18 protein-coding genes and 1 other annotated feature are annotated in these 25,112 nt (G+C 35.6%); of the genes, 3 read left to right on the forward strand and 15 right to left on the reverse strand.

Going from position 1 to position 25,112, the window contains the following annotated elements; genetic code table 11:
• Positions 1 to 42 precede the first annotated feature (42 nt).
• From CC92_RS0107425 to CC92_RS0107450, 6 genes are all read right to left on the reverse strand, one after another.
• Complete coding sequence (locus tag CC92_RS0107425; protein WP_029503544.1) at positions 43 to 1,188, reverse strand: glycosyl hydrolase family 8; 1,146 nt, start codon at positions 1,186 to 1,188, stop codon at positions 43 to 45.
• Between the two features lie 43 nt (positions 1,189 to 1,231).
• The gene (locus CC92_RS0107430; RefSeq protein ID WP_029503543.1) at positions 1,232 to 2,140 is read right to left on the reverse strand and encodes a carbohydrate ABC transporter permease; all 909 of its coding nucleotides are present in this window, start codon (positions 2,138 to 2,140) and stop codon (positions 1,232 to 1,234) included.
• Positions 2,141 to 2,209: 69 nt separating this feature from the next.
• A complete protein-coding gene (locus CC92_RS0107435) occupies positions 2,210 to 3,169 on the reverse strand; it encodes an ABC transporter permease (protein ID WP_029503542.1) in 960 nt (319 codons plus the stop codon).
• A gap of 191 nt (positions 3,170 to 3,360) precedes the next feature.
• Positions 3,361 to 5,073 (reverse strand): extracellular solute-binding protein, encoded by a 1,713-nt coding sequence (locus CC92_RS0107440; protein ID WP_029503541.1) that lies wholly within the window; start codon positions 5,071 to 5,073, stop codon positions 3,361 to 3,363.
• 186 nt (positions 5,074 to 5,259) lie between these two features.
• On the reverse strand, positions 5,260 to 6,840 hold the full coding sequence (locus tag CC92_RS0107445) for a response regulator transcription factor (RefSeq protein ID WP_029503540.1): 1,581 nt from the start codon (positions 6,838 to 6,840) through the stop codon (positions 5,260 to 5,262).
• A 32-nt stretch (positions 6,841 to 6,872) separates the two neighbouring features.
• Positions 6,873 to 8,663 (reverse strand): sensor histidine kinase, encoded by a 1,791-nt coding sequence (locus CC92_RS0107450; RefSeq protein WP_029503539.1) that lies wholly within the window; start codon positions 8,661 to 8,663, stop codon positions 6,873 to 6,875.
• Between the two features lie 222 nt (positions 8,664 to 8,885).
• Positions 8,886 to 9,150, forward strand: a binding site (T-box leader).
• 88 nt (positions 9,151 to 9,238) lie between these two features.
• Between CC92_RS0107450 and metG the strand changes: the two genes are divergently transcribed.
• Complete coding sequence (gene metG / locus CC92_RS0107455; protein WP_029503538.1) at positions 9,239 to 10,858, forward strand: methionine--tRNA ligase; 1,620 nt, start codon at positions 9,239 to 9,241, stop codon at positions 10,856 to 10,858.
• Between the two features lie 98 nt (positions 10,859 to 10,956).
• Here metG and CC92_RS0107460 read toward each other — a convergent pair whose 3' ends face one another.
• Positions 10,957 to 12,300, reverse strand: coding sequence for a glycoside hydrolase family 28 protein (locus CC92_RS0107460; RefSeq protein WP_029503537.1), 1,344 nt, complete (start codon positions 12,298 to 12,300; stop codon positions 10,957 to 10,959).
• A gap of 376 nt (positions 12,301 to 12,676) precedes the next feature.
• Between CC92_RS0107460 and CC92_RS0107465 the strand changes: the two genes are divergently transcribed.
• The gene (locus tag CC92_RS0107465) at positions 12,677 to 13,036 is read left to right on the forward strand and encodes a hypothetical protein (protein WP_029503536.1); all 360 of its coding nucleotides are present in this window, start codon (positions 12,677 to 12,679) and stop codon (positions 13,034 to 13,036) included.
• Positions 13,037 to 13,246: 210 nt separating this feature from the next.
• Here the strand turns inward: CC92_RS0107465 and CC92_RS0107470 are convergent, their stop codons facing one another.
• The 4 genes from CC92_RS0107470 to CC92_RS0107485 all read right to left on the reverse strand — a co-directional run bounded on the left by CC92_RS0107470 (position 13,247) and on the right by CC92_RS0107485 (position 19,553).
• Complete coding sequence (locus tag CC92_RS0107470; protein WP_029503535.1) at positions 13,247 to 14,110, reverse strand: AraC family transcriptional regulator; 864 nt, start codon at positions 14,108 to 14,110, stop codon at positions 13,247 to 13,249.
• Between the two features lie 222 nt (positions 14,111 to 14,332).
• On the reverse strand, positions 14,333 to 16,174 hold the full coding sequence (locus CC92_RS0107475; protein ID WP_029503534.1) for an ABC transporter ATP-binding protein: 1,842 nt from the start codon (positions 16,172 to 16,174) through the stop codon (positions 14,333 to 14,335).
• Complete coding sequence (locus tag CC92_RS0107480; RefSeq protein WP_081841892.1) at positions 16,161 to 18,053, reverse strand: ABC transporter ATP-binding protein; 1,893 nt, start codon at positions 18,051 to 18,053, stop codon at positions 16,161 to 16,163. The genes CC92_RS0107475 and CC92_RS0107480 overlap by 14 nt, the downstream gene beginning before the upstream one ends.
• A gap of 324 nt (positions 18,054 to 18,377) precedes the next feature.
• The gene (locus CC92_RS0107485; protein ID WP_029501701.1) at positions 18,378 to 19,553 is read right to left on the reverse strand and encodes an IS256 family transposase; all 1,176 of its coding nucleotides are present in this window, start codon (positions 19,551 to 19,553) and stop codon (positions 18,378 to 18,380) included.
• A gap of 507 nt (positions 19,554 to 20,060) precedes the next feature.
• Between CC92_RS0107485 and CC92_RS0107495 the strand changes: the two genes are divergently transcribed.
• Positions 20,061 to 20,393 carry a DUF1801 domain-containing protein gene (locus CC92_RS0107495; protein WP_029503532.1) on the forward strand — a complete coding sequence of 111 codons (333 nt, stop codon included), beginning with the start codon at positions 20,061 to 20,063 and terminating at the stop codon, positions 20,391 to 20,393.
• 278 nt (positions 20,394 to 20,671) lie between these two features.
• On the opposite strand, the gene CC92_RS0107500 is transcribed toward CC92_RS0107495, so the two are convergent.
• The 4 genes from CC92_RS0107500 to CC92_RS0107515 all read right to left on the reverse strand — a co-directional run bounded on the left by CC92_RS0107500 (position 20,672) and on the right by CC92_RS0107515 (position 25,084).
• Positions 20,672 to 21,700: a ribonucleotide-diphosphate reductase subunit beta gene (locus tag CC92_RS0107500; protein WP_029503530.1), complete on the reverse strand. Its 1,029-nt coding sequence runs from the start codon at positions 21,698 to 21,700 to the stop codon at positions 20,672 to 20,674.
• A gap of 14 nt (positions 21,701 to 21,714) precedes the next feature.
• Positions 21,715 to 24,009 (reverse strand): ribonucleoside-diphosphate reductase subunit alpha, encoded by a 2,295-nt coding sequence (locus CC92_RS0107505; protein WP_029503529.1) that lies wholly within the window; start codon positions 24,007 to 24,009, stop codon positions 21,715 to 21,717.
• A 165-nt stretch (positions 24,010 to 24,174) separates the two neighbouring features.
• On the reverse strand, positions 24,175 to 24,429 hold the full coding sequence (locus tag CC92_RS0107510) for a hypothetical protein (RefSeq protein ID WP_029503528.1): 255 nt from the start codon (positions 24,427 to 24,429) through the stop codon (positions 24,175 to 24,177).
• A gap of 31 nt (positions 24,430 to 24,460) precedes the next feature.
• On the reverse strand, positions 24,461 to 25,084 hold the full coding sequence (locus CC92_RS0107515; protein WP_029503526.1) for an HD domain-containing protein: 624 nt from the start codon (positions 25,082 to 25,084) through the stop codon (positions 24,461 to 24,463).
• Positions 25,085 to 25,112 lie beyond the last annotated feature (28 nt).

Raw genomic sequence — 25,112 nt, forward strand, 5'->3', positions numbered from 1 at the left:
ACGCTCCTTAATAGCACAATACTAACGCCATAGATAACTATCCTACTTCCAGATACGATAATTTCCACTCAACGCTAGCAGTGCAAACAAAAATAAGCAATTGTCATAGTATCTTCTGTCTCCATCTCTTAAAGCAGTATGATAAAACTTCTCAACACACTCTTTTGCATAAGGACCATCTGCTGCTAAGGATGCCTGGGCATTGGTGGCGATTATTGCAACTGGATGTAGAGCTTCTCCTTTTATAATTGTTCCATCTACTCCATAGATGCCACTTGCATGATGTTTCACCGTTTCACAAAAAAACTTCTGAAGGTTATTCGCACAGGTCACCTGCCACTCATCCGCAGCAAACCATAGATAATCAAGACCAATGTTTGCGATTGTTCGATAGGCATCGCTATAATACCAATCATGGCGTCCAAATCTTTTTTTATCTCCACTATGCACAGAACCATCATATTCCGCATATTCTGCACAAAGTCCTGTTTTTTCATGGCATGCAAGTTTAAGGTAAGAACGGCTTGCATCCGCTGCTTTTTTAAAAAATTCTCGGTCTTCTTCATAAGCCCAAAGCGCAAATAGCTCATAAAAATGTGGTAAATGATACGATGGATCTGTAAACTTGCAATTTGGTATAAATTTGATTAGATAGTTTGAAGGCTCCCACATAGGCTCTCCAATTCCATCCAATTCTCCTTTGTGAATGCATTCATGAAGAAGTTCTCTCGCTTCTTTGCTATAATCAAAAATACCATTCCCATCCCCCCATCGATTGGATGCAAAAAATAACGCCAGTGCAAAATACTCCTCACCATCTGGTGCTGGACCATAGGAATTTTTGGTGCCATCTGTTTTACAAGACCAAGCGAAATAGCCTTTATTTACCCCTGTATCCATATACATATAGGTCTTAGCCCAATTCCATAATCGATCAAACTCTTCCTTTTTATCTAGCTGCACACACATCATCATTCCATAAGACATTCCCTCGGTTCGAACATCATGATTACCGGTATCTACGATATATCCGAGATCTTCGCCTACAGGATAATAGATGCGTTCTTCTGGTAAACCATAGAACAGGAGTTGAAAGCTATCCAAGATTTTCTTATTCACATCCTCTTCTAGATAGCCTAGCTCGGTAAATACATTTCGATAACACCCACTCTTAAATGCTCCATCCATCCTAACTCCTCCATTACAACAAAGGTTAGCAATACAAACTTTTTTATTCTTTCACTCCACCAATGGTTAATCCTGTTACAAAATATCTCTGTAAAAATGGATATAAACATACAATTGGAAGCGAAGTGATAATGGTTGCTGCTGCTCGTATCGAGGCTGGTGTTACTTGATTTCCGGCATTTTTCATAGTTTCTGCATTCGAACTATTGTTTGTGACGGCAGACAGCAGCTTCATTAATTCATATTGAAGTGTAGTATATTCACTTCTCATTCGGTTATAAAGCATCGTATCAAACCAAGAGTTCCATTGATAGACTGCTATAAATAGGGCAATTGTTGCAAAAACCGGCTTACATAAAGGCACGATAATTCTTAGAAAGATGGTAAAGTGCCCTGCTCCATCAATCTCTGCAGATTCTTGTAGACTATCCGGTAAGGAAGCCATATAGGTACGTATTACTAGCATATTAAAAGCGCTAACCATCCCCGGGATAATATAAACCCAGAAGCTGTTCGTTAGTCCGAGGCCCTTATAGAGCATAAAGGTCGGAATTAGCCCTCCATTTACATACATCGTTAACACATATAATAGTGAAATTTGCTTACGGAATATAAAATTTTTTCGACTTAAGACATATGCTAACAGTGCTGTTACAAATAATTGCGATACTGTAGCAATAACAGTCCTTAAAATAGAAATCTCTGTTGCAGTTAAGAGATTTTGCTTATGTATTATGGTTTGGTAATTTTTCCAAGTAAATACCCTTGGCCATAGATAGATGCCACCTCTTAATGCATCGGTTCCATCATTAAAAGAGATCGCTAATGTATTTAGAATAGGATATAAAGTAATAATTACAAAAATTGTTAATATTACTGTATTAACAATAGTAAAAACTTTATCACCCACACTGCTTTTCCTTTTTCTTGTCCTCACAAATTTTTTGTTCATCTTTACCTCATTTCTACGCTACTAATTGTCTTCTAACAAGCTAATGCGTATCATTCCTTTGATTCCTTGCTAGAATAAACGTTCTTCACCCGCCATTTTTGCTGCCTTATTCGCTAAAAAGATGATAATAATACTTACCACGCTCTTGAATATACCGGCTGCCGTACCAATAGAATAATCTCCCATACTGATACCGTACTTTAAAACATAGATATCAATTGTTTGTGATACGCTCTGAACAAGGCCATTTCCTAATAAGTATTGAACTTCAAATCCTGCATTTAGGACATTTCCAACATTGATTAACAATAAGATAAAAATCGTAGGTTTAATCCCCGGTAAAGTGATATGAAAAATCTTTTGCAATCTGCCTGCACCATCGATTGATGCTGCTTCGTAAAGGTCTGGATTAATGGAAGTAATGGATGCTAAATAAATAATCGATCCCCATCCTGTTTCCTTCCATACATTCGAAAATCCGACAATAAGCCAAAAGAATTTTGGATAAGCCAGCCAATTAATTGGCTTCTCAATAATATGTAATGCGACTAAAGCTTGATTAATAATACCTGTCTCTAAAGACAGCACATCTAATACAATTCCGGTTACAATAATCCAAGATAAAAAATGAGGTAGATAAGAAACTGTCTGTACAAACTTCTTTCCTCTTCGATTTCGAACCTCATTTAGTAAGATTGCAAGACCAATAGAAAAAATAAAACTTAATACTAGGTTGATAATTCCCATACATAGCGTATTACGAATTACTCGTATAAACACATCATTTGAAAAAAGTGTTTTAAATTTTGCTAATCCTACAAACTGAGAGTGCAGTAATCCTCCCTTTGGCTTATAGTTCTGAAAAGCCATGATCCAACCACCAAGAGGCGCATAGTAAAAGATTAGCGCATAAATTACGAATGGAATTGATAAAAAAATTAATTCCTTCTGCTTTTTCATCTCTCTCCTGGTTATTTTAGGGCCTTTATCTTTGATGATTTTTTGTTTTCTCTGTTTCGCCACTTCCATTTTGTTCACTCCCATTATGATGCAATATCAATAATCACTCTCTGTTTGCCTAAGTTATCTGCTAAGTACTACGGGTGCTAAGAAAACTTTGATAAGAAAGAGGACGGTTGCCCCCAAACTTCTGCATAAAAACCGCCCTCTTTCCACTAATTCAAGGTAAGTCGGCAAGCTGCCGCTACACCCATCATGAATTATTTGCCTTCCGCAACAGCTATTCTTCTATCAACTTCTGCTTTTAACGCTTTTAAGTAAGCGTCAACATTTACTCTATCGTTGTATACATTCATGTAATCCTGCCATGCAGCTTCAAAGTCTTTTGCCATAACTGCTTTAGGTAAATATTCATGTTTTACTTCATCCATATTTACCTTTGCCATTCCATGCTCTGTATCCGAAGTAAATGTATTAGAATAAGACCACATTGGGAACCAAGGTGAATTTTCCTGTGAAGGATTCAACATTTGAACATAAGTTTCCGCACCATATGCCTTTAAGCATTCCTGAACCTCGGTACTAAGAGCCTCAAAGAATTCTCCTGGCTGGCTGCCTGGTTCCCAAGCATTAATACCATCCAGATTCATGCCTTCGTATTGTGGGAAATAGGAATACTTACATAAATTAGCCACCTGATAATCCTGACTTACGAAGTTTTTACGTTGCTCTTCTGTACGGTAGAAAACTCCACCATCACCAACCATATAATCTTGACCTTCAATGCCCCAGAAGCGAAGTGTTAATGCTTCTTGTGATAATAAATCATTCAGGAATTTCATTGCGCCTTCGACATCATTACAGCTCACTGTTATTCCTAAACCATTTGATACGTCAAGAGCACTTGCAGAATGGTAGCGTTCTTTCGTGCCTTCATTCATAACAATTCCAAGTGGGACATAGGTACAATCATCTAATTCCTGTGTCTTGATTGCATCTTCTGCCTGTTGGAAATTCCAATGCTGATCAACCATTCCTAACACACGTCCGGAAGATACTTTTGCTATGTACTGATCGTATGACATGGTAAAGGTTTCTGGGTCAATAATACCCTTCTGAAACTCTTCATTTAATTTAGCAAAGTATTTCTTTGCAGTTTCTGTAGTATTATAGTCAGAAACTTCTAAAGTATTTGGATCTACAATAACACATCCATCATTTGGATAACCATCTAAGAAAAATGGTGGGTTTTCGAGACAGAAATATCTCCAGTCATCACTTAAGATTTCATATCCAATATTCGGTGTTCCATCTGGCATCGTAGGGTTTGCTGCAAGATATCTTTCTATTAAATCAAAGTATTGATCAAGAGTTGTAATCTTAGGATAGTTATCCCATTTTAATACTCTCGTCTGAATCCAAAATGCTTCGTCATTATGTACACATTCGGTATCTTTTTCATTGATAATACCAAATTGAGGAATAATATATACATGCCCGTCCTCAGCTCTAACCTTGTTCCACTCTTCTTCCGATAAGTAGTTCTTAACATTAGGATAGTTATCCCAATACTGATCAATCGGAATATAAGCTCCTGCCTCTAATAACTGAGCATGGCCTGTGGAACCGCAGATAAAATCTGGGTATTCACCACCAGCAATTAAAGTACCAACTGCTTCTTCTGCTGTCTGACCTGTTAACCATGTTTCTTTACACTTTGCTCCGGTTAACTCAGCTAATTTTTCCATTGACACATTATCATCGTTGATTTCTGTTCCAGGTACTGCAAAGAATGCTGTGAATTCTTTAATTTCTTTCTTTTTTCCATCGTCGGATGGTTTGTCTTCTGGTTTATTCGTTACTCCCACCTTCGTATTATCTACATCCTTGGTATCATCTTTTTTACTGCATCCTGGTAATAGAGCAATTATCAGTAATAGTACGAGTAACAGTGACAAGAATCTTTTTTTCATTGCTTTTCCTCCCTACTCTTATTGTTTCATCACCACTTAGTGACTAAATATAGAATACTATTATTGTGCATTTATAACAACCTTACAAACTATAGATAATACACATATAAACTATATGTATATCTATGGTTTTATTTTTTTATCACTAATATACATATTGCACAAAATCAATGAGTAATTCCCCAATTACCTACATTGATTTCGAAATCTTGTTGGAGTACAGCCCTTTATTGAAACAAACCGATTAATAAAGTAATCAAGGTTATGATAACCAACCAATTCCGCTACTGCATACACCTTTTCGTCAGAACGTAATAATATCTCTGCAGCCCGGTCGATACGATAATTATTTAAGTAATCCTTAAATGGTAAACCATACTGTTTCTTAAATACCTGTCCTAAATAAGCACTGTTAATGAAATACTTCTCACTTAAAGACTTTAAACTAATATTCTCAGCATAATTTTCTTCAATTTCTCTCTCAATGCTTGCTAGAATTCCTTTGGAAACATTTCTACGAAGCTGTTGTAAATAATCTGAGAAATCAATTGCAAATAATTTAAAATGCTTTCGGCTACCTCGCATAGCATCTCTGTGGAAAGCATTTCTGCTGATATATTGAAGTATTTCTTCTTGATTAAGATTATCATCCTGTTTCGTGGCTAAATAGATAAGTTGATATAATATATAGCTGATATTTAGATTAATCAAGCTATAGTCCATATTGGACTGATTGATATCATCATAAATGCGATCCACCATGGAGGATATCTCCTCTTTATTGTTTTCTTCTACTGCCTGAATAAAGGTATCTAATTTTCTTCTTTCCAGAAAGGATGTACCGCTTGTTTGCATACTTTCTTCATAAAAGGCAATATCCTTATTATTTCGAAACATTTGCAGTGTCTTTGCAATCAATGCGGTTTGATACGATTCGGATATCTTTGCAATCGAATCCACCTTATTTCCGACAAATAATACGATTTTATACGGGAATCCTTCTCCTAGTTGTTGGCTTAGTTGCTTTAAGTAATCCCCTTCTGTTAGCCTAGCCTCTTTTGCTAGATAGTCGCAATAAACAAATCCAATCTCATAAGAGGTATCTTGTTTTCCAACATCAAATATAATATGATATTCTTCTTCTCCAAGTAGTTCTTTTGCCTGCATATAGAGGTTCTTTTGAAGCATACGTTTCTCAGAATCTTCTAGATCCTTTGCGTCCGTGAAATCAATACTGATGGTTATGTACTTTATTTCATTTGATACTCTTAAATGGGTTGTTACATGCTCGATATTGAAACTATCATACTTCCCCCAGATAAGTGCTAAAAGATTACGATCAAAAAGTGCTCTTTCCTTTTCTCTATTTTCTTTTTGTCGATTATTTAATTCTTTGCTCTTTTGAGAAACTCTACGTAGTACCTCTAGCAACTCATCTTTTTGTACTGGCTTTAATAGATAATCACAACAGCTATGCTTAATCGCAGATTTTGCATACTGAAAATCATAATAACCACTCAGAATAATATAAGAAGCATCGGATAACTTTTCCCTTTTTATGTACTCTAATAACTCGATACCGTTCATTTCAGGCATCTTAATATCTGCAATGATAAGATCTACTTTTGTTTTTTGTAAAAACTGTATTGCTTCGTTTCCATTTGATGCTTCACCGATGATTACATATCCTTCCGACTTCCAATCAATAAGCATTGCTAAACCCTGTTTGATATATGGCTCATCATCCACTACTAAGACTCTTAGCATCTTACCCTCTCCTTCTTTATGGCTTACTGTGCTTAACAGGTGATTATTGGCACCTTTATAACAATCGTAGTACCGACCTTCTCTTCACTCTCAATTTTTATATCAAACGTTTCCCCGCAAAACATTCTTAGTCTTACACAAGCATTTAAGATACCAATTGACTCACTATTTTCAATTGTTTCAATATTAGAATTTTTCATACAATACTGAAGCTTCTTTGCTTGCTCTTCTGACATTCCAATACCGGTATCCTCTATTTCTATGGTTACACTGTCCTTCTGTTTTTTTATGTAAATAAATAACCACCCCTCACTACTTATACTCTCGATTCCATGCACACAAGAGTTTTCTACAAAGGTCAGAATTGTGAGTTTCGGAATTTTATATCTTAGGCACTCTTCCTCCACTTGAATTCGATACAACAACTTATCGCCAAAACGATACCTTTGGAGTTGTAGATAAGCTTCCACAAAATCCATCTCTTCCTTAATCGTAATGGTATCTGCTCCCCAATCCACAGACTTTCTCATTAAAACAGCTAACTTTCCTATAATATGTGCTGTTTCATCCTCTCCCTTTATTAAGCTTCTCATACGAATACTCTCTAGAGAGTTGAACATAAAGTGAGGGTTTATCTGACTATGGAGTGCCAAAAGTTCTGCTTGCTGCTTTGCTAGGTTAAGTTCGTGTCTTTCAAGTTTATCCTTATATACAACCTGAATTAAGTCTTTCATCTTAGAAACCATTAAGTTGTAGTTCTTAATTAAATAACCAATCTCATCTACACTCTCTTCCTTTGTAATCTTCTCGAACTTTTCTTCTTTTACTTTGTCTAAGTATTGTCCTAGAAGAAAGATTCTTCTGGTATTTGACTGATTCACCAGGTACATGATAGTAATTGGAAGGAATAAGTTTGCTAATACTAGAATACCAAATACTGGTATATTGTCCTTCAGGCGTTCTACCATATTAGACTGATAACCAACGATATAAATATCCCAATCCCTGCTATATAGATGCATCTGCCTTTCTGCGTGCTCTCCTTTTAGTTTACTCTCGTCCCACTTAGAAAATTCATTGCTTCCAGAGGTATTCCCATCATTGGAAAATATAATATTATCACCATCGCAGACATAAACTTTCGCGTCGCACTTTGTATTCGTAATATCTTTTTGAATAATACTGTAGTCAACATCAAGTTTTACAATCTTCTCGGGGCTGTTCTTTCCGTAATAATTCAATCTCCTGATAATCGATATTGTCCTTCCAGTGTCATGGGTATATAAATTCTTTTTGTTATAATCATAGTATGGAAAAAGTATTAAATTTCTCCCACTAGAAGTAAAATACTGATACCATTCTGTATTTACAACCTCACTGACTTTTGCAAATTTACCACCATTGGTAATTGTTTCATTGTCCACATAGAGTATAACATTACTTATCTTTAGTCCAAGACTTTGATGTAAGATATAGTTTCTTTTTAAGGAATCGTAAGCATTATAATAGTCATAAGGTGATCTATATACGGTATCCAAGAACTTGCTAATAATACGATTCGTATACATATCATTTGTTATGGAAACGGCATTACTAAAGGATGAGGTGATATTATATTCCACCGCTTCCGCTATATTCTCTAAATTCCTTTTTCGAGATGCTTTTTCCGCATCATATACAATCTTCAAAATCAATCCGTTTGTAACAATCACTGGGATAGCTACACAAAAAATGTATAGAAAATAAAGCTTTTTTTTCAAAGTATAATTATCTAGCTTTTTTATCTGATTTCTAAAAAACTTGGATAATAAGTCACTTTTCATGAGAACCTCATTTCCTGCAAAGAAGTGCACTTTATAATAGTATCATTAAGTTGATTATAGCATATTTTTCCTATCAAATCTTTTCATTTATTGCTCGATACTCTTTATTGATTGCTTTTTTTAATGGTTGCAATACTTAATTGATGACAAGCTCTGACGCAATATCTCAGACTAGTTGATTTTTTCCTATTATTTGTGATATACTATGGAAAATTTAACATGTAAAAAGCGTTGAAAAGAAGAGTAGGCAAATTATGCATTTACAGAGAGCCCAGTTGCTGAGAATGGGCAATGTTAGAACTTGTTGAACATGGTCTTGGAGCTGCGTACCGACTAAGAATATGAATTCTTATAGGCTACGACGGGTGCACCCGTGACAGTGCTAAGCTATCGACAAACCATTTCTTGTCCGTAGTTGATAAGGTCTATATCGTGAGGTATAGACGAATTTGGGGTGGTAACACGAAGCCAAGCTCTCGTCCCCGAAAAAGAAATTTTTCGGAGAGGAGGGCTGTTTTTTTATCCTTTTGGCACATCTTCTGTTATCTAATCAAAGAAAGAAATGAGGTTATATTATGAAAATTTTAATTGGTAGTGCGTGGCCTTATGCAAACGGTTCATTGCATATCGGTCACTTGGCAGGACTATTACCTGCTGATATTATCGCTCGTTATCATCGTGCAAAGGGTGATGACGTATACTTCGTGTCAGGTAGTGATTGTTTCGGTACTCCTGTAGCTATCCGTGCGAAACAGGAAAACTTCACACCGCAGGAAATAAGTGACTTTTATCACAATGAATTTGATGAGTGCTTTAAAAGACTGGGCTTTAGTTATGATTTGTACGGCAAAACATCTTCCGAACAGCATCAATCATTTGTAAAAGAGTTTCATAAAAAAATGTATGAAAGCCAATATATCTATGAAAAATCCACTCCTCAAGCGTTCTGCAAAAATTGTAACACTTTCCTTCCTGATCGCTTTGTCAATGGCTTTTGTCCGTCGTGCGGTGAAAAATCCCGTGGGGACCAGTGCGATGCTTGCGGAAAGGTATTGGAGCCAGAAACACTGGTTAATCCGACTTGCTCTGTATGTGGAACAACACCTACTTTTAAAGAAAGCAAGCATTTATTTATAGCGATTTCACAATTTGAGGAAAAATTAAAAGAATTTGTAAACGTCCATCCACATTGGCGTAAAAATGCAATCGCATTCACCAACCGTTATATCAAGGAGGGCCTGCGGGATCGTGCCATAACTCGTGATCTAGACTGGGGTATTGATGTCCCATTAGAAGGCTATGATGACAAGAAAATCTATATTTGGGCTGAGAATGTTTTAGGTTATCTTTCACAAAGCTATGAGATATGTAAGCAGCGTAAAACTGACTATTGCGAACTTTGGGGAGAACATGCACGACATTATTATGTACATGGCAAGGATAACATTCCGTTTCACACCATTATTTTACCTGCGCTTCTGTTTGCAAATGGTGGTGGATGGCACTTACCAGATGAGATTGTATCAAGCGAATATCTAACACTAGAAGGTAGAAAAATCTCCACAAGCAACAACTGGGCTATATGGATTAAGGATATTCTAGACAGATACAATCCAGACTCTCTTCGGTATTTTCTTATTGCTAACGGCCCAGAACGAAGAGATTCCGACTTTTCATGGCAGGAATATTTGAACAGCCACAACAGTGAACTTTTAGGGGCATATGGAAATTTTGTCAACCGAAATCTTGCCTTTGTAGAAAAGTATTTTGGTAGTATTGTTCCCACAGGAACTATGGATAAAGAAATTAAGCAAATGATAAATAAAACTTTTATTAGCGTTGGTAACAATATTGAAAAATCAAAATTGCGAGATTCTCTTGAAGAGATATTTGGACTTGTACGCTTTGGTAATAAATTCTTTGATACAGAAAAACCATGGTATACACGAAGTAGTGACATCACAGCCTGTGAAAATACCATCTTTAACTGTATTCAACTTATCGCAAATTTATCCGTTTTACTTGCACCATTTTTGCCTTTTTCCTCTGTTAAAGTAGGTACATGGCTGAAATTAACTACGCAGTGGAAACCGCAATATGTGGAAAGCGGATTTTTTATTCCAAAATCAGAGATTCTATTTGAGCGACTTGATAAAATGATTGTAGAATATGAGCTAGAACAACTAAAACTATAGAGAATATGTACAAGAATAGCTAATACAAGCAAGATAGATTATGTGTAAAAATTATTACACTAAAGAAAAAAAGTTACCCTTGGGTAACTTTTTTTCTCTTATCTTTCAGTTAGGTGGATTTCTTCCTTTGTACATTCCTCTGATTCATACAATTTATTCTTTGAGATTTGATATGGTTCTTCATATCGAACTCTTCCATTTACACGAAGTCCATCCACACATCTTGCATAAACAGCAGGAATACTGTGTGGATATACATGTCGAAGGGATGGTTGCTCATCAAAATATCCAGATTTTTGAGTTCCCTGACTGCACATCGTAACCTCTAAATCGGAAATTGTTATATTTTCTATTCTCGCATCCGTTTCTCCAGCTACGAATACACTGGATTCTGCCTTCATATAGATATGGTCAAAAGTTATATTTCTTATTTTTCCTGGATAATTACGATTATCATTACGGTACGTTGCATTAATAAAGATTGGCTCTCCATTCCCCCACCACATCGTTGGGCCTTCTTTTCTTACTCCATCTGCATATTTTAATACACTTCCGGTCACATGATGAATATGAATATCTTCAATCGTTGCACCGTCTCTAACCCAGATACCAACTCCTCTGGAGCAATCCTTAATGACACAGTCACTAAGCATAATATTACGGATATCTCCATGAGTCTCTGTTCCAATCTTTAATCCAGAATCACGAGAATAAAGAATACAGTTATTAATCACGATATTTTCACATGCTCCGTATTTTTGAGACATTGGTTTCGTTGCTTTCACAACGATCGCATCATCTCCTGTCTTTACTAAGCATCCGCTAATAATAACATCCTGACAGCAGTCTGGATCAATCCCATCATTATTGGCACCACGAATATCATTAAGTATCTTTATATCTTTTACCAGAACATGACGGCAACCAGCCATATGTAACGTCCAAAATGCTGCATCTTTAATCGTAATATCCTGTACTGTAAGATTCGTAACATCTTCTAAGAACGTTGTTCTTGGACGAAAGGCTGCTACATTCAATGGGCATTCATGTGCACCATTGTCTGCATTGTCATCAAAAAACACCTTGTCTCCCTGTCCGTAGATGGTTCCTTGCCCTGATATTGTAATATTCTCTTCATGACAGGCAAATAGAAAGCATCCACCATCCCAGCCTGTTGTTTGATTATCATCCTCAAAAAGCTTTGCAAAATCAAGGATATCTTCTTCCTTTAGGCTACTTATTAATACAGCACCCATCTCCAGATGAAAATCTATATTACTCTTTAAGATAATTGTTCCACTTAAGAAACTACCTGCAGGAACAATTACTTGTCCTCCATTTATTGTAGCCTCATCAATTGCTTTTTGTATCGCTGTGGCATTGTTAGTTACACCATCTGCAATAGCACCATAATCTAATATATTATAGATTTTTCTATCCATATATTCTCTCCTTTTAACGAAACCTTCCTGCTCCCATACGCACTCTCTTGAAATTTGATATCAAGCAAGGTGTTGCACATTACTTTTAAGCAGAAGCTTCTTTTTTATACATACTATATAATATATAGCTACTACCGTATTATATAGTAGTTTTTCATAGACTTCAATTCATTGTTAACTTACTTAGGTCTTCTATATTATGGAATATTCTTTTTTCCACCGAGGATTTTCGTGAAAAGAAAACATGAAAAAGCACGCTTCGCGTACTTTTCCTTGTCATGAATTAAGTTGAACTTTTCTCACTATGCGATAGTATATAAAGTAGCAGATTATTCTATAATGCATATCTTAAATTAAAGATAACTTGGAGTCCTTTATGGAAACTGAACGGTATATAATTACTTTATTTGGAGTCAATACCAAGTATTATACTGTGGATTTTGTTGCATATCTATGGGATCAGATTGCACAAAAGGAGTATGAAAAAAGTGGGATTTATATAACAGCTATTCTTGATGTAAGAAGCTTTGTTTGCGGAGAAGTGAGAGGTTGTGTTTTAGGTGATGATGCTCATGTTATCACTACAGTTCGAAATCCTAGTGAGGCAAGTGATTCAAGTATATTTTTTGAATCATTCAAAAACGTAGTTCAAGAAATAAGAGAAGAACTTGGAAATCCCAACATGACAATGGCTATTCAAACGATAGATTTTTACTATTTTGTTCAACCAATATAATGATATATAGTAGTATCACGTGATGCTGTAAAGGATGTAAATGTTTTTGCTTAAATTGTCGACAATAAAAGCATATGCCAAATAACGGCATATGCTTATTTATTTGAATATGATATAAGAACAGTTTTTTCAAAGAATTAAAGATAAAACGTTAATTAATGCGATTTCACTGAAAAGTAACCCAATGAAAAATGACTTAATTATCAATCGTTATTTCTTTATCGGTCTTATTGGAACCCAAACTTCACAGGCATAGTCTGCAGAGTCTATATCTCCAGTCGGATACCATTCTATTTCTGGTCCTTCTTCATGTTCATAACCGGAGGTCATAAACCACTCTGTATTCATACGCTTACAAGTCTCTTGAATTCCAGCCACTCCTTTACATTCGAACTTCACCCATGTAAACCCAGGAATATCCAATACTTCGAAGCCTTCTGGAATCTGAGCTTCTGGTTTTGCTGCTATCATATAGCGGAATCTTTCTTCCTCAAAATGAAAATCATAGCAGACACCATACATCACTTCCCTATCTCTACTATTCATTCCAAAGATTTTATCACAAGTACCATCTGAATTTACATCACACCACATCTTTGGTATTAGTTTAAAGTTCTCACCATTATTTGTGGTAATCTCTCTTGATATCCCAGCCAAACGAAATCCATCCATCTTTTCAATACGATACTTCATAGCTTCTGCTCCTTTAATTGATATTTGAAAGGAGATTCTTGGATAGAGCTTTAACTTCACTCCCTGGATGCGCGCTTCCTGCGGAGTAATTCCATGAATTGACGTAAATGCTCGTGCAAACGATACCGGAGAATCGTAGCCATATTTCATTGCGATCTCAAGAACAGAAACCTTATTTTTCGAAAGTTCCAGCGCAGCATCTGTCATACATCTGCGTCTTATATAAACTGCAAGTGTGACATTTGCTATAAAGGAAAACATTCTCTGAAAATTATAAGAAGAACATAATGCCCTTTCCGCTATTTTTTCATAATCTATCTTGATGCTTAGATTCTCTTCGATATAGTTAAGCGAAGCATTCATATAATCGAGCCACTCCATAACACCGCTCCTTTCATAAATCATAATAAAACAATTACGAAGAAAAGTCGCAACTATTTGTGCACGGATTTATTTATCTTTTATAACTCTTCTCGGATCATCAATTCGATGCAATTTCCCTGTATACTTCTGTCTCCATACTCGGCTTTCCCTTATTTCAACCTGCTTTTTCCGTACTCAGCTTTTCCTTACTTCAATCTACTTTCTCTTATTTCCCTTAGGCTAGCTTACCTCTTTTTCAATCTCATCTTGATAATAATGCGACTGTTTTTCAAACATATCCGCATATCTTCCTCGAAGCTTCATGAGTTCTTCATGCGTACCCTCTTCTATAATCCTTCCCTCTTCAAACATATAGATATGATCCGCATCTTTGGTTGTAGATAAGCGATGGGATATAAAAATGATAGAAGCATCTTTTACGTTCTCCAGCATATTTTTCGTTAACTTTGCTTCCGCTAACGCATCAAGTGCAGAGGAAGGTTCATCTAAGATGGCAATCGAAAGTTCATTTCCTTTTGCAAACATTCGTGCAATAGCAACCTTTTGTGTTTCCCCACCAGATAACATCGTTCCCTTCTCTGAAAATTCCTTTGTCATCTCAGTATTAAGACCATCGGATAGCTTTGAGAGCTTCCTTGTAAAATCTGCCAAATCTAGTGCTTTTCTTACTATTACTTCTTGTTCTTTACTATATTCACCCATCACAACATTTTCCGCTAAGGTAGCACCATATAATTGAAAATCTTGAAAAACAGCACCGATAATACTACGATATTCTTCTGTGGAAAAATCCTTAATATTTTGATTACCATAAGTGATACTGCCCTCAGTGGCATCATAAAGTCGCATAAGAAGTTTAACAAAAGTCGTCTTACCAGCACCATTTTCACCGACAATTGCGATCCGCTCACCTGGATTTATCGTCATATTAATCCGATGTAAGGTATCTTTCTTAGCTCCTTCATAACGAAAACTCATATTTTCAATTTTTAATACTTGTCTGCCCCTTGGTACCGCTTTGATACCACATTGTTTTTCAATCTTTATTTCATAATCTAAAAATCTACGGAATCGCTGTGCAAACTGTCCAACTTCTTGAAAAGCGACCAAGGAATAATTAAAACCATCCAAGTTATTTCTTACTGCCTGCTGTGCATTGTTCATCGCTGCCACATCTCCAAGTGCGATTGTTCGCTTTACCAGTGATAGATAACCTAGATATAGCGGTACACATAAGTATGATAGAATTGTAAAAACTGAAATCCAGTTAATCAAGGATAAGATAGCAACTTTTACCCCCATCTTCCTAGCCGTAGTTTCAATCTCTATAATTGCCTCATCAAACTGTTTTCGAAGTGGTATTTCAATATCCGATAATTTGATTTCTTTCGCATACTCTGGCTGGTAAAATACCCGTTTCGAATAATCTGCTTTTCTCATTAACCTTTTATATTCCATGTCATAATCATATTCTAACTTGGTGATTCGAAACCTTGTTACTAAGTTAATAATAAATCCAGCAATAGGGAATATTGCTATGATTGGATTTATGGTCATAATCAGTGTTCCAAGTGTTAGGATACCAATAGAAAGCCCTAGCATCTGTGCAGTACATATGACTGCTTTTGTAATCATTTCGTCAGATTGAGAAGCTGCAATAACGAAATCATCAAAGTATTGCTTTTGATCATAGCAGAGCAGGTCAATGTCTGCTGCTTTCTTTATAAATTCTCTTTGTATTGTTCCTGTAACCTTAACGAACCTCGCTATAGCCCAATTCTCAACTAAAACTTCAATTGCACGGCCAAGGATCATGATCCCGATTCCTATTATAACATATACGATTGTCTGTCCCAGCAGAAATTTATTCTCCGATAGCATCTGAATAAATAACTTTAAGAACAAGGTACTATAAAATGCATCAATAATAAAGCAAGAAAAAAACGCAAGATAAACGATAAGAACAACCGCTTTGTCTGCCTTCCAAGCAAAGGAAATACTGTATCTAACATTGGAGAACAATTGCTTTACTAAAATTTTGTCATTTTTAACTTTCTGCATCGCCTCTTACCTCCCTTGCACTCTCTTGTTCTTCTAATAACGAAAGACGCTCTTCTGAAATAGTTTCTTTATATTGCTTTGCTTGTAGTTCAAACATCTTCGCATATTTACCACCCTTTTTTATCAGCTCTTCATGATTACCGCTTTCCACAATCTTGCCATCCTCTAGGTAAAAGATGCGATCAGCTATTCTTGCAGAAGATAACCGATGAGAGATAAAGAAGACCGTTTTCCCTTCTGATGCTAACAACATATTATGATACATCTGATATTCCGCAATTGGATCAAGAGCAGAAGAAGGCTCATCTAAAATAACTATATCGGGGTTTTTTGCAAATACTCTAGCTATTGCTATTTTTTGAGCCTGACCACCAGAGCATACAAATCCATCCTCATCGAATTCTTTGGAAATCATAGTATCTATCCCATTGGGAAGGTTCTTTAACACATCACCAAACTGAGCTTTCTTTAGCGATTCTATAATAAGTATCCGTTCTTCCTCATTTCTTGGCTCCCTCATTAGCACATTATGAGAAAGAGGAAGTGCAAATATCTGTAGATCTTGAAATACTGTACCAAAGTGCTGATGATATTGTTTTGGTTCAAATTCACTAATGTCGATTCCATCAATAGTGATATTACCTTTCTGCAATGGGTAAAGGCCCATTAATAATTTAATTAATGTTGTTTTACCAGCACCATTTTCACCAACTAATGCAATTTTTTCACCTTTTTTTATCGATAAGGATAACCCATTGATAACGCCAGAGCTAGCTCCTTGATATGTAAAACAAATATCTTTTATCTCAATCTCACCAAGAGGTTTCGTAACCAAACGCTCTCCTGCCTTGGTTTCTAATGATTCATATTCTAAGAACTCTTTGAGATTATTCATATATATACAGCATTTTCCTGCATTGTTCATATGTCTTATCACTTCTTTGATACGCCAACAAACATAATCGATACTGGAAATCATCGCAACATAAGCACCTATTTTTGCGATATCGCTTGTCTTAATCACATAGGTTACATATACATATGCAGATAGAATCGTTAATCCAAAAAATACTGCATATTGTAAAAATGCATACCATCCAATTTTTCTATATATTCTCCTGCTGATTTGATATCGATTTTCGAAGCTATCTGCATGCTTTTTATAGAGAAGTTTTCGTATCTCATAAAGCCTAATTTCACCAGCATATTTTTTCTCATAGAAAACTCTCTTTATGTACTCTGTGACACGCTTATCCCTTGTTTCTTCTTCACGAAGCTTTAAATGTAATTGATTTAATTTACCTCCTATGAAAAGTGCAGCTACCAATGGTGGAATTACAAACAGAACCAGCAAGGGATCAACCTTTGCAATGATTGCGAGCGCAGAAATACCTGCTAGGAAGCATCCAATTGACCATGTCAGGCTCTGTAGACCTTCTAACCCTTTCGTTAGACATTCATCCAAAGCCTTTGAAAAACGATCATAAAAATCTGGCTGCTCATATCTGCTTAATTCTATAGTAGTAGCTTTATCTATTACTTTACGAAACACATAAGAATATACCTTTGGCATTTTTAAACGTTTGCAATAAGCATGTCCAGCCGAAAAGAAATGGAAGATAATATGAATAGTACAAAATAATAAGACCATCCTTATTAACCCCTGATAGGACCGCTCCTCTTCAATGCAAGAATAGATATATTGCATCAGGTAGATAACAAAAAAAGTGATAAACACTTCCTCTGTTGTATTCTTAAAAAACGTATAGAAAACAAAGCTCTTATCCGCATGCCATAATGTCTGAATGGTATAAACCATGCTTTGAAATACACCAAGCCGTTTCCCCTCTTCCTCGTTGTGATTTGCTTTCCGTCCCACTGTATGTAATTCCCCCTCAATACAATTCTTGTATATAACCTCCATATAATAACACATTAAGTATATTATTGTAAATTGTAATTATTAGTGCTACTCTTATGTCGTAGCACATACCTAACCCAGACATATCTAACCCATACCAAATTCTTTTTTAAGAATTTAAACTTGATAAAAATCAAAATTGATTATAAAATGAAATTAATAAATCATAATATAAAATATCAAAAATCAAATATCATGACATCTTGATTTCTTGATTTCTTGGATAGCGTCAAGAATTTTGTGTAAACACTTCCTACCAGGTAGACCACTCCTGGGCTAACTTTAATCAAAGAGTTCATTTAGTTCAGCTGACGCCTGAGCAAAACCTTTATGAATTCTTGTGCTGAAACGGTTGTTATAATCACTACAAAAGCTACAGACATAACGCTCCAAGGAATCCTCATTTGGAAACTGTTCTTTGCGTTTGGTTCCTCTTTTGAGATTTTTATTAAAGCCTTCTATCAGATTAGTAGTATAAATGCTTGCTTTAATCTGAGTAGGAAATTCATAAAAAGTAAACAGGCTATCATTATCTTTAAGAACCTTGACTGCCTTTGGATATACAACAGCATACTTTTTCATGAAGGAATCTAAGAACTCTTTCGCTTTTTCAATGGTTTCAGCTTTATACACTGGTTTTAAGTCATCCATCACTTTGGATTTATCCTTTGCACGAACATGTTTCATTACATTTCTAGCAACGTGAGTCCAGCAACTTTGATGCTTTGCTTTTGGGTATACTTCTAAGCAAGCATTTTTAAAACCATTGAGTCCATCTGTAACAAAGAGTAGAACCTGTTCCAAACCACGCTGTTTTAAGGACTGTAGCATTTCTCTGTAATTATCAGCTGTTTCACTTGGGTAAAGAGCATAATCTAAGACTTCTTTCTCTCCCTCATGAGTGATACCAATAAGGATATGCAGAGCTTCCTTGGCAACACTATCACGACGTACACTAAGGTAAGTCGCATCGCCATAGATAATGGCATATTTATCAGAAATAGGACGCTGATGAAAAGCCTCAACTTGCGCCTGGACAGCTTTGGTTATATTTGAAACAGTCGCTGGACTGTAGTGATGACCATACATTTTTTCTATAAGATCAGCAATCTCACGGGTTGTGATTCCTTTTTTATACAGCTGTATCACAGTGGTTTCTAAAGAATCCGTGTTTCTTTGATAAGCCGGAACTGTCTTCTGCGAAAACTCTCCATTACGATCGCGAGGGATTTTAATATTCAGGTCCCCAAAATGAGAATGAATCGTTCTTTCATAGTAACCGTTTCTAGAATTGCCTGAATTATAGCCTTCTATAGAGTATTTCTCATAGTTGAGGAAAGCAGTAAGCTCAGTAGTTAGTATTTCGTTAGTAGCCGTTTCAAGTTCCTGACGAAAAATTTCATCAACTGATTCATTTTTTAATAGTGCAGACAATAATTTTGTGTTAAGATAAGACATAAGGGAACTCCTTCTTTTGTGTTTATTGTTTGGTCACTTTAAACTATAAAAGAAGTCGGTTCCCTTTTCTAGTATTATTTTTCTAGAAGAACCTGTTTACACATAATATTTTACACTACCATTTCTTGTTTTCTTGATAACAAATTATTTATCATAAAGTTAATATTAATACATAAAGGAAAGACCTAAAGCCGGTAAGATATTGTTATGGTTTAGGAGGTATGAATGAATGGAGGGAAAAAAATTTATCAAAAATACAAACGATGGTCTATCCTATATCACTGCAACTCATGATGAAAATAATCCCAGAAGTGGCGCGGTTATGAAAAACTGGGTATGACTTACCGATATTCTTATGAGGAGCGATGGCAACCGAAAGATATTCTAGTTACATTTAGAATGTATCAATTAAATTTTGATGGAGCAAACGATAGAACATTTAATAAATATTGGGAGCAGTATCCTGTCCACTTTATAGAAGAAAATATTTAGTACAAGGAGGTTACAATGAACGAGGACATCAGTAATTACATAAATAGCTTTGATATGGAAACTAAACATCGGTTTCATGAATTGTATGATTTAATTGAGCAATGCGCACCAAATGGTTCCTATGAAAAATTATGGGCGAAAATTCCTTCTATTTATTATAAGGATCAATTTATCCGTCTTATACCATTTAAAGATCATATTAATATTGAAGCGAAATCAGTACCATTATTTAAAGATCTTCTAGCGGGTTATAACATTACGCCAAAGGGGATGCTTCAAATCTATCATAGCGAACCCATACCTTATGAGGCGGTAAAAAAAATAATCATAGAAAGTTTTAACTCATAAGAAAAAAGTACGCATTACGAGCTTATTCTAGTCATAAAGGCAACAAATCCTTAGAAGTTTTTTTTTAAGACTTCTAAGGATTTATTTATTTAGTATTCTATTTTTTATTCAATATTGATTAACTTCATAGCACAACCGTAACATTCGCTACTTTAACGTATATATTTCAAGAACTTTATATTAGTACATGATATGTTAGTATTGATTGAAAGCTGTTATCATGTGTTACTACTGATCTCATAGGCAGAACGTTAATCACAAATTAAATACACTTACACTTACTGCAGATCATCAAAATCAAAAACTGCTGCTTTGGTGTAGTTCGTTACTTTTGCCTCAAAAAAGTCGGTTTTCGTACTATTGATATTAGAAAATGACTCAATCCATTCCATCGGATGCTTCGTGATTTCTGGATAAAGAATTTCAAGGCCAACTGCTCGTAATCTTTGATTTGATAAATACTTGATATATTGATCGATAAGTTCATTATTGATACCAAGGATCTGATTATTCGTAACATATTGTCCCCATGCAATTTCGTGCTCGACACCAGTTTTCATCATCTCACGAAGTTCCTCATCTAAACCTTCCGTAAATAGTTCTTTCTGCTCCAAACGAAGTTCCTTTAACATATTTTGAAATAGAACCAAATGTGTTATTTCATCTCGATTGATATATTTAAAAATGGTACTGGTAGCTGTCATCTTTCCTTGTCTAGCTAAGGTATAGAAGAAACTAAATCCGGAGTAAAAATAAATACCCTCAAGTATATAGTTTGCAAATACCACATGTACAAAGTTTTCATCGCTAGGTTCATCACTAAATCTTTGATAAATATTCGCTATAAATTTATTACGTTCCAGAAGATATTTATCTTCTCTCCATATATCATAAATTCGGTCTCTTGTCACTGGATTTGTCACAGTATCTAAGATATAAGAGTAACTTTGCGCATGAATTTCTTCTTGGAATGCCTGTACATTTAACAAGGAGGATACTTCTGGTGCAGTAATATACCTTGATATGTTTGGCAGGTTTTCACTTTGAATTGAATCAAGGAAGTTAAGGAATGCGATGATTTTATCAAAAGCATTTCGCTCTCCATCTGTTAAGTAAGGAAATTGTTTTACATCCTCTTGCAGTGAGATTTCTTCCGGTATCCAAAAATTATTTAACATCGTACGATAAATAAGGCGTGCCCAGTCGTATTTGATTCGATTCCACTCTCTAAGATTTGTTGTATTTCCCTTGATTAAACAATCAGTTCCACGATCACCATATTCATTAAAAATTTTCTTTTTCTCCATGACTTTCCTCCCATTTAACTAGAACAGCTGGTACATTCATCCATCTCAAGTGACTGGTTTCTAACATAGTATATCGTCTTTAGTCCCTTTTTCCAAGCTTCCATGTATAAATTTAAGATATCAATTGCCTTGTATTCCGGTGTGATATATAAGTTAAACGACTGAGACTGATCGATGTGACGTTGACGTATTCCGCAAGCACGAATACTAAACTGTTGATCAATTGTATGAGCTTCTTTATATAACCAGAAGTTCGATGTATTTAATTCTGGAGCAGTTTTCGGAATAAAACTACCCTTCTTTTCTTCTATAAAATATCTCTTAAAGATAGGATCAATCCCTGCTGAGGTATTTGCAATATTGGAAGTACTTCCGGTTGGTGCAACTGCTGTAATATAACCATTTCTCATACCATACTTTGCTACCTCTTCTTTTAATGCCAACCAACGTGGACTAGTATAACCTCTTCGATTAAAATACTCTCCTGTTTCCCACTCAGAACCTTGAAAAGCATCATATCTACCCTTTTCTTTTGCAAGCTCCATCGAAGCTTTAATGGCTTGGTATGCAATTTCTTCAAATAAAGCATCTGCTTCCTCAAGATGTTTTTGTGTCTCCCAGCCAATTCCATGATTCACAAGATAATGATGATAACCACTTGTCCCAAGTCCAATTGCACGGTACTTATCACTGGTAGTACGTGCTTCTGCTACCGGTGTCTGGTTTAAGGTAATGACATTATCAAGCATACGAATCTGCAGCGGAATATTAACTGCCAAATCTTTTTTTTCAATTCTTCCTAAACTAATCGAATTTAGATTGCACGTTACCATATCCCCCGGCTTAACCTTTGTGATAATCACTTTATCACCAGATTCCTCTTTGATTACTTCTTCTATCAGTTCACTCTCACTCATATTTTGAGCGATCTCCTGACATAGGTTTGAGGAATAAATCATTCCAGCATGCTTATTCGGATTCGCTTGATTCACCGTATCTCGAAAGAAGATAAAAGGTGTTCCGGTCTCAACCGCACTTTTCATAATCCTTTTCATTACTTCAAGTGCTGGAACTGTAACTCTTGGTAACTCTTTGCATTCTTCACACGCAAGATAGCGCCTTGTAAACTCTTTATCCTCCACTTCATCATAACTATCTTCTAAAGAGAAACCCATTACCTTTTTTACCATATAAGGATCAAATAGCGACCACTGTTCACGTCTTTCTAATCGTTCCATAAATAAGTTTGGAACACTTAGTGAGGTAAATATGTCATGTGCCTTTCTTCGATCGTCTCCATTGTTTGTTTTAAGGTCAAGAAAATCATATAGATCAGCATGCCAGATGTCTAACGTAATGGTAGCTCCTCCTTTTCGTCTACCCAATTGATCTACCGCAATCGCTGTATCATTGTAGAGACGAATCCAAGGAATCACTCCTCCAGAAGCATTCTTATTCCCACGTATCTCACTATTTAGGGCACGGATTTTACCAACATAGATACCAAGAGCCCCTCCATGCTTGCTCACACTGGAGAATTTCTGGTTTACATCATAGATAGACCACAGATTATCTCCAACCACCGAGATAAAACAGCTACTTAATTGATAAAAAGGCGTTCCCGCATTGGCAAGAGTAGGTGTAGCAACCGTCATCTGAAGACTGCTAAGCAAATCGTAGAATTTCTTCGCATATTCCACACGTATTGACTTTTCTTCTGGAATAGCAAGGTGCATTGCAATCGCCATAAACCTCTCTTGAGGAAGTTCAAGAATTTCCTTCTTATTCCCCTTCACAAGATAACGATCGGATAACAGCTTCACACCCTCGTAATTAAATAAATAATCACGCTCTGGTTTTATATATTCTCCTAATTCTTTTATCTCTTCCTGTGAATATTTTTCTGTTAGATATGCCCCATAATATTCTTTCTCTACCAGGTCATTCACAAGATCTAAAAAGTCTCCATATCCAAAGTGCTTATAATGACGTTCAATTGCTGCCTCTTTGTACAAATCAAAGACATACAGTCTCGCTGCAACATACTGCCAATTCGTATGTGTTTCACGCATGATATTACCAAGCTCATCCTTCTTGGTATGGATTACTTTTTCAATCGCTGTTTGTATTAACATCTTCTGAATTTCTTTCGTACTCATACCGTCAACAAACTGGATCTGAGCATCCAGTTCTAACTCAATTGGATCACACCCTTCCAAACCTTCGCAAGCAAACGCTATCATTCTCTTGGTCTTTTCTACACATAACGGCTCATAAGTTTGATTTCGCTTTTTAATCATAATATCCATAGTTTTTGTTCACCCTATTCTTCTTTGTTGGTTGCAATATATAGTATTGTCTTTTTAGATATCTTTAAGTTTAATACTATATATTGTTGTAGTAATAATTATCGTTATTATTTATATATTATAACTTTACAATAAAATAATCAAGTGTGAAAAATATTTTTTTACTTATTTCGGGGCAATTTTGTGTATATTAATCTTTAAAAAACATAAGAAGAGGAAGAACAATCTTTGCAGAATGTTCTTCCTCTGTAAGTCGTTATTAATAACCAATTTCATAGAATCATATTGGAGTTCGTCTAATTCGTCTTTTCTGTAATCAATTGCCGTTACATCTTTTCCATAGATACTACTGATTACACCTTCGCCTCCACCTCCAATATCAAGGATACTTCCTTGTATCTCATGTTTCATCTTTATCAAAATAATCACTCCTCTCTTTGATCTTAATCTCCTAGAAAAGTGTTAACTCCATTTGAGATAACAATCGCTCATAATATGCTTTCTGAAATGCCAATTTATCCATCCACATTTCTCTTCCCGTTTCTGTACCAAAATAATAATCCCTTAGTTCATCTAATCTAGCAATACGCTTTAATGATAATGTTGCTATTTCCTCTTGTTGCATTTTTTCAATTGCACTATACTTTAAGTTCTCATATAAACGATAAGCATCAAAGCGATCAATATTATCTGCATCAGCGATGCTAGACTCAAACGGTGTAGGATCTTTTTGTGGTTTTTCCTCCGTATGAATATAGATACCATAACAGATTGTTTGAATCCAATCCTCATCATACTGAATCGATTCAAGGAATTCCCTTGCGATTCTTGCAGATATTCTACCATGCAAATCATAATCTTCTTCGGTTGAACATTCTATGTATCCTATATCATGTAATAGACATCCAATGACAAGAGCTTCCTCATTCATGCCTTCTTTTACTGCTATTTGTTGACCGATGGCAGCAACCCGTTGGGTATGTTCGTAACGATATTGAAATTTTTTATCTTCACTATCAATAAGAAATTTATCCTTAAGAAAAGATATTGTATGTTTTATATTCTCTGTAACCATCTACTTTTCCTCCTAAATTTTACAACCG

Origin of the sequence: Lachnoclostridium phytofermentans, from assembly GCF_000733755.1 — a bacterium.
Taxonomy (GTDB): domain Bacteria; phylum Bacillota; class Clostridia; order Lachnospirales; family Lachnospiraceae; genus Lachnoclostridium; species Lachnoclostridium phytofermentans_A.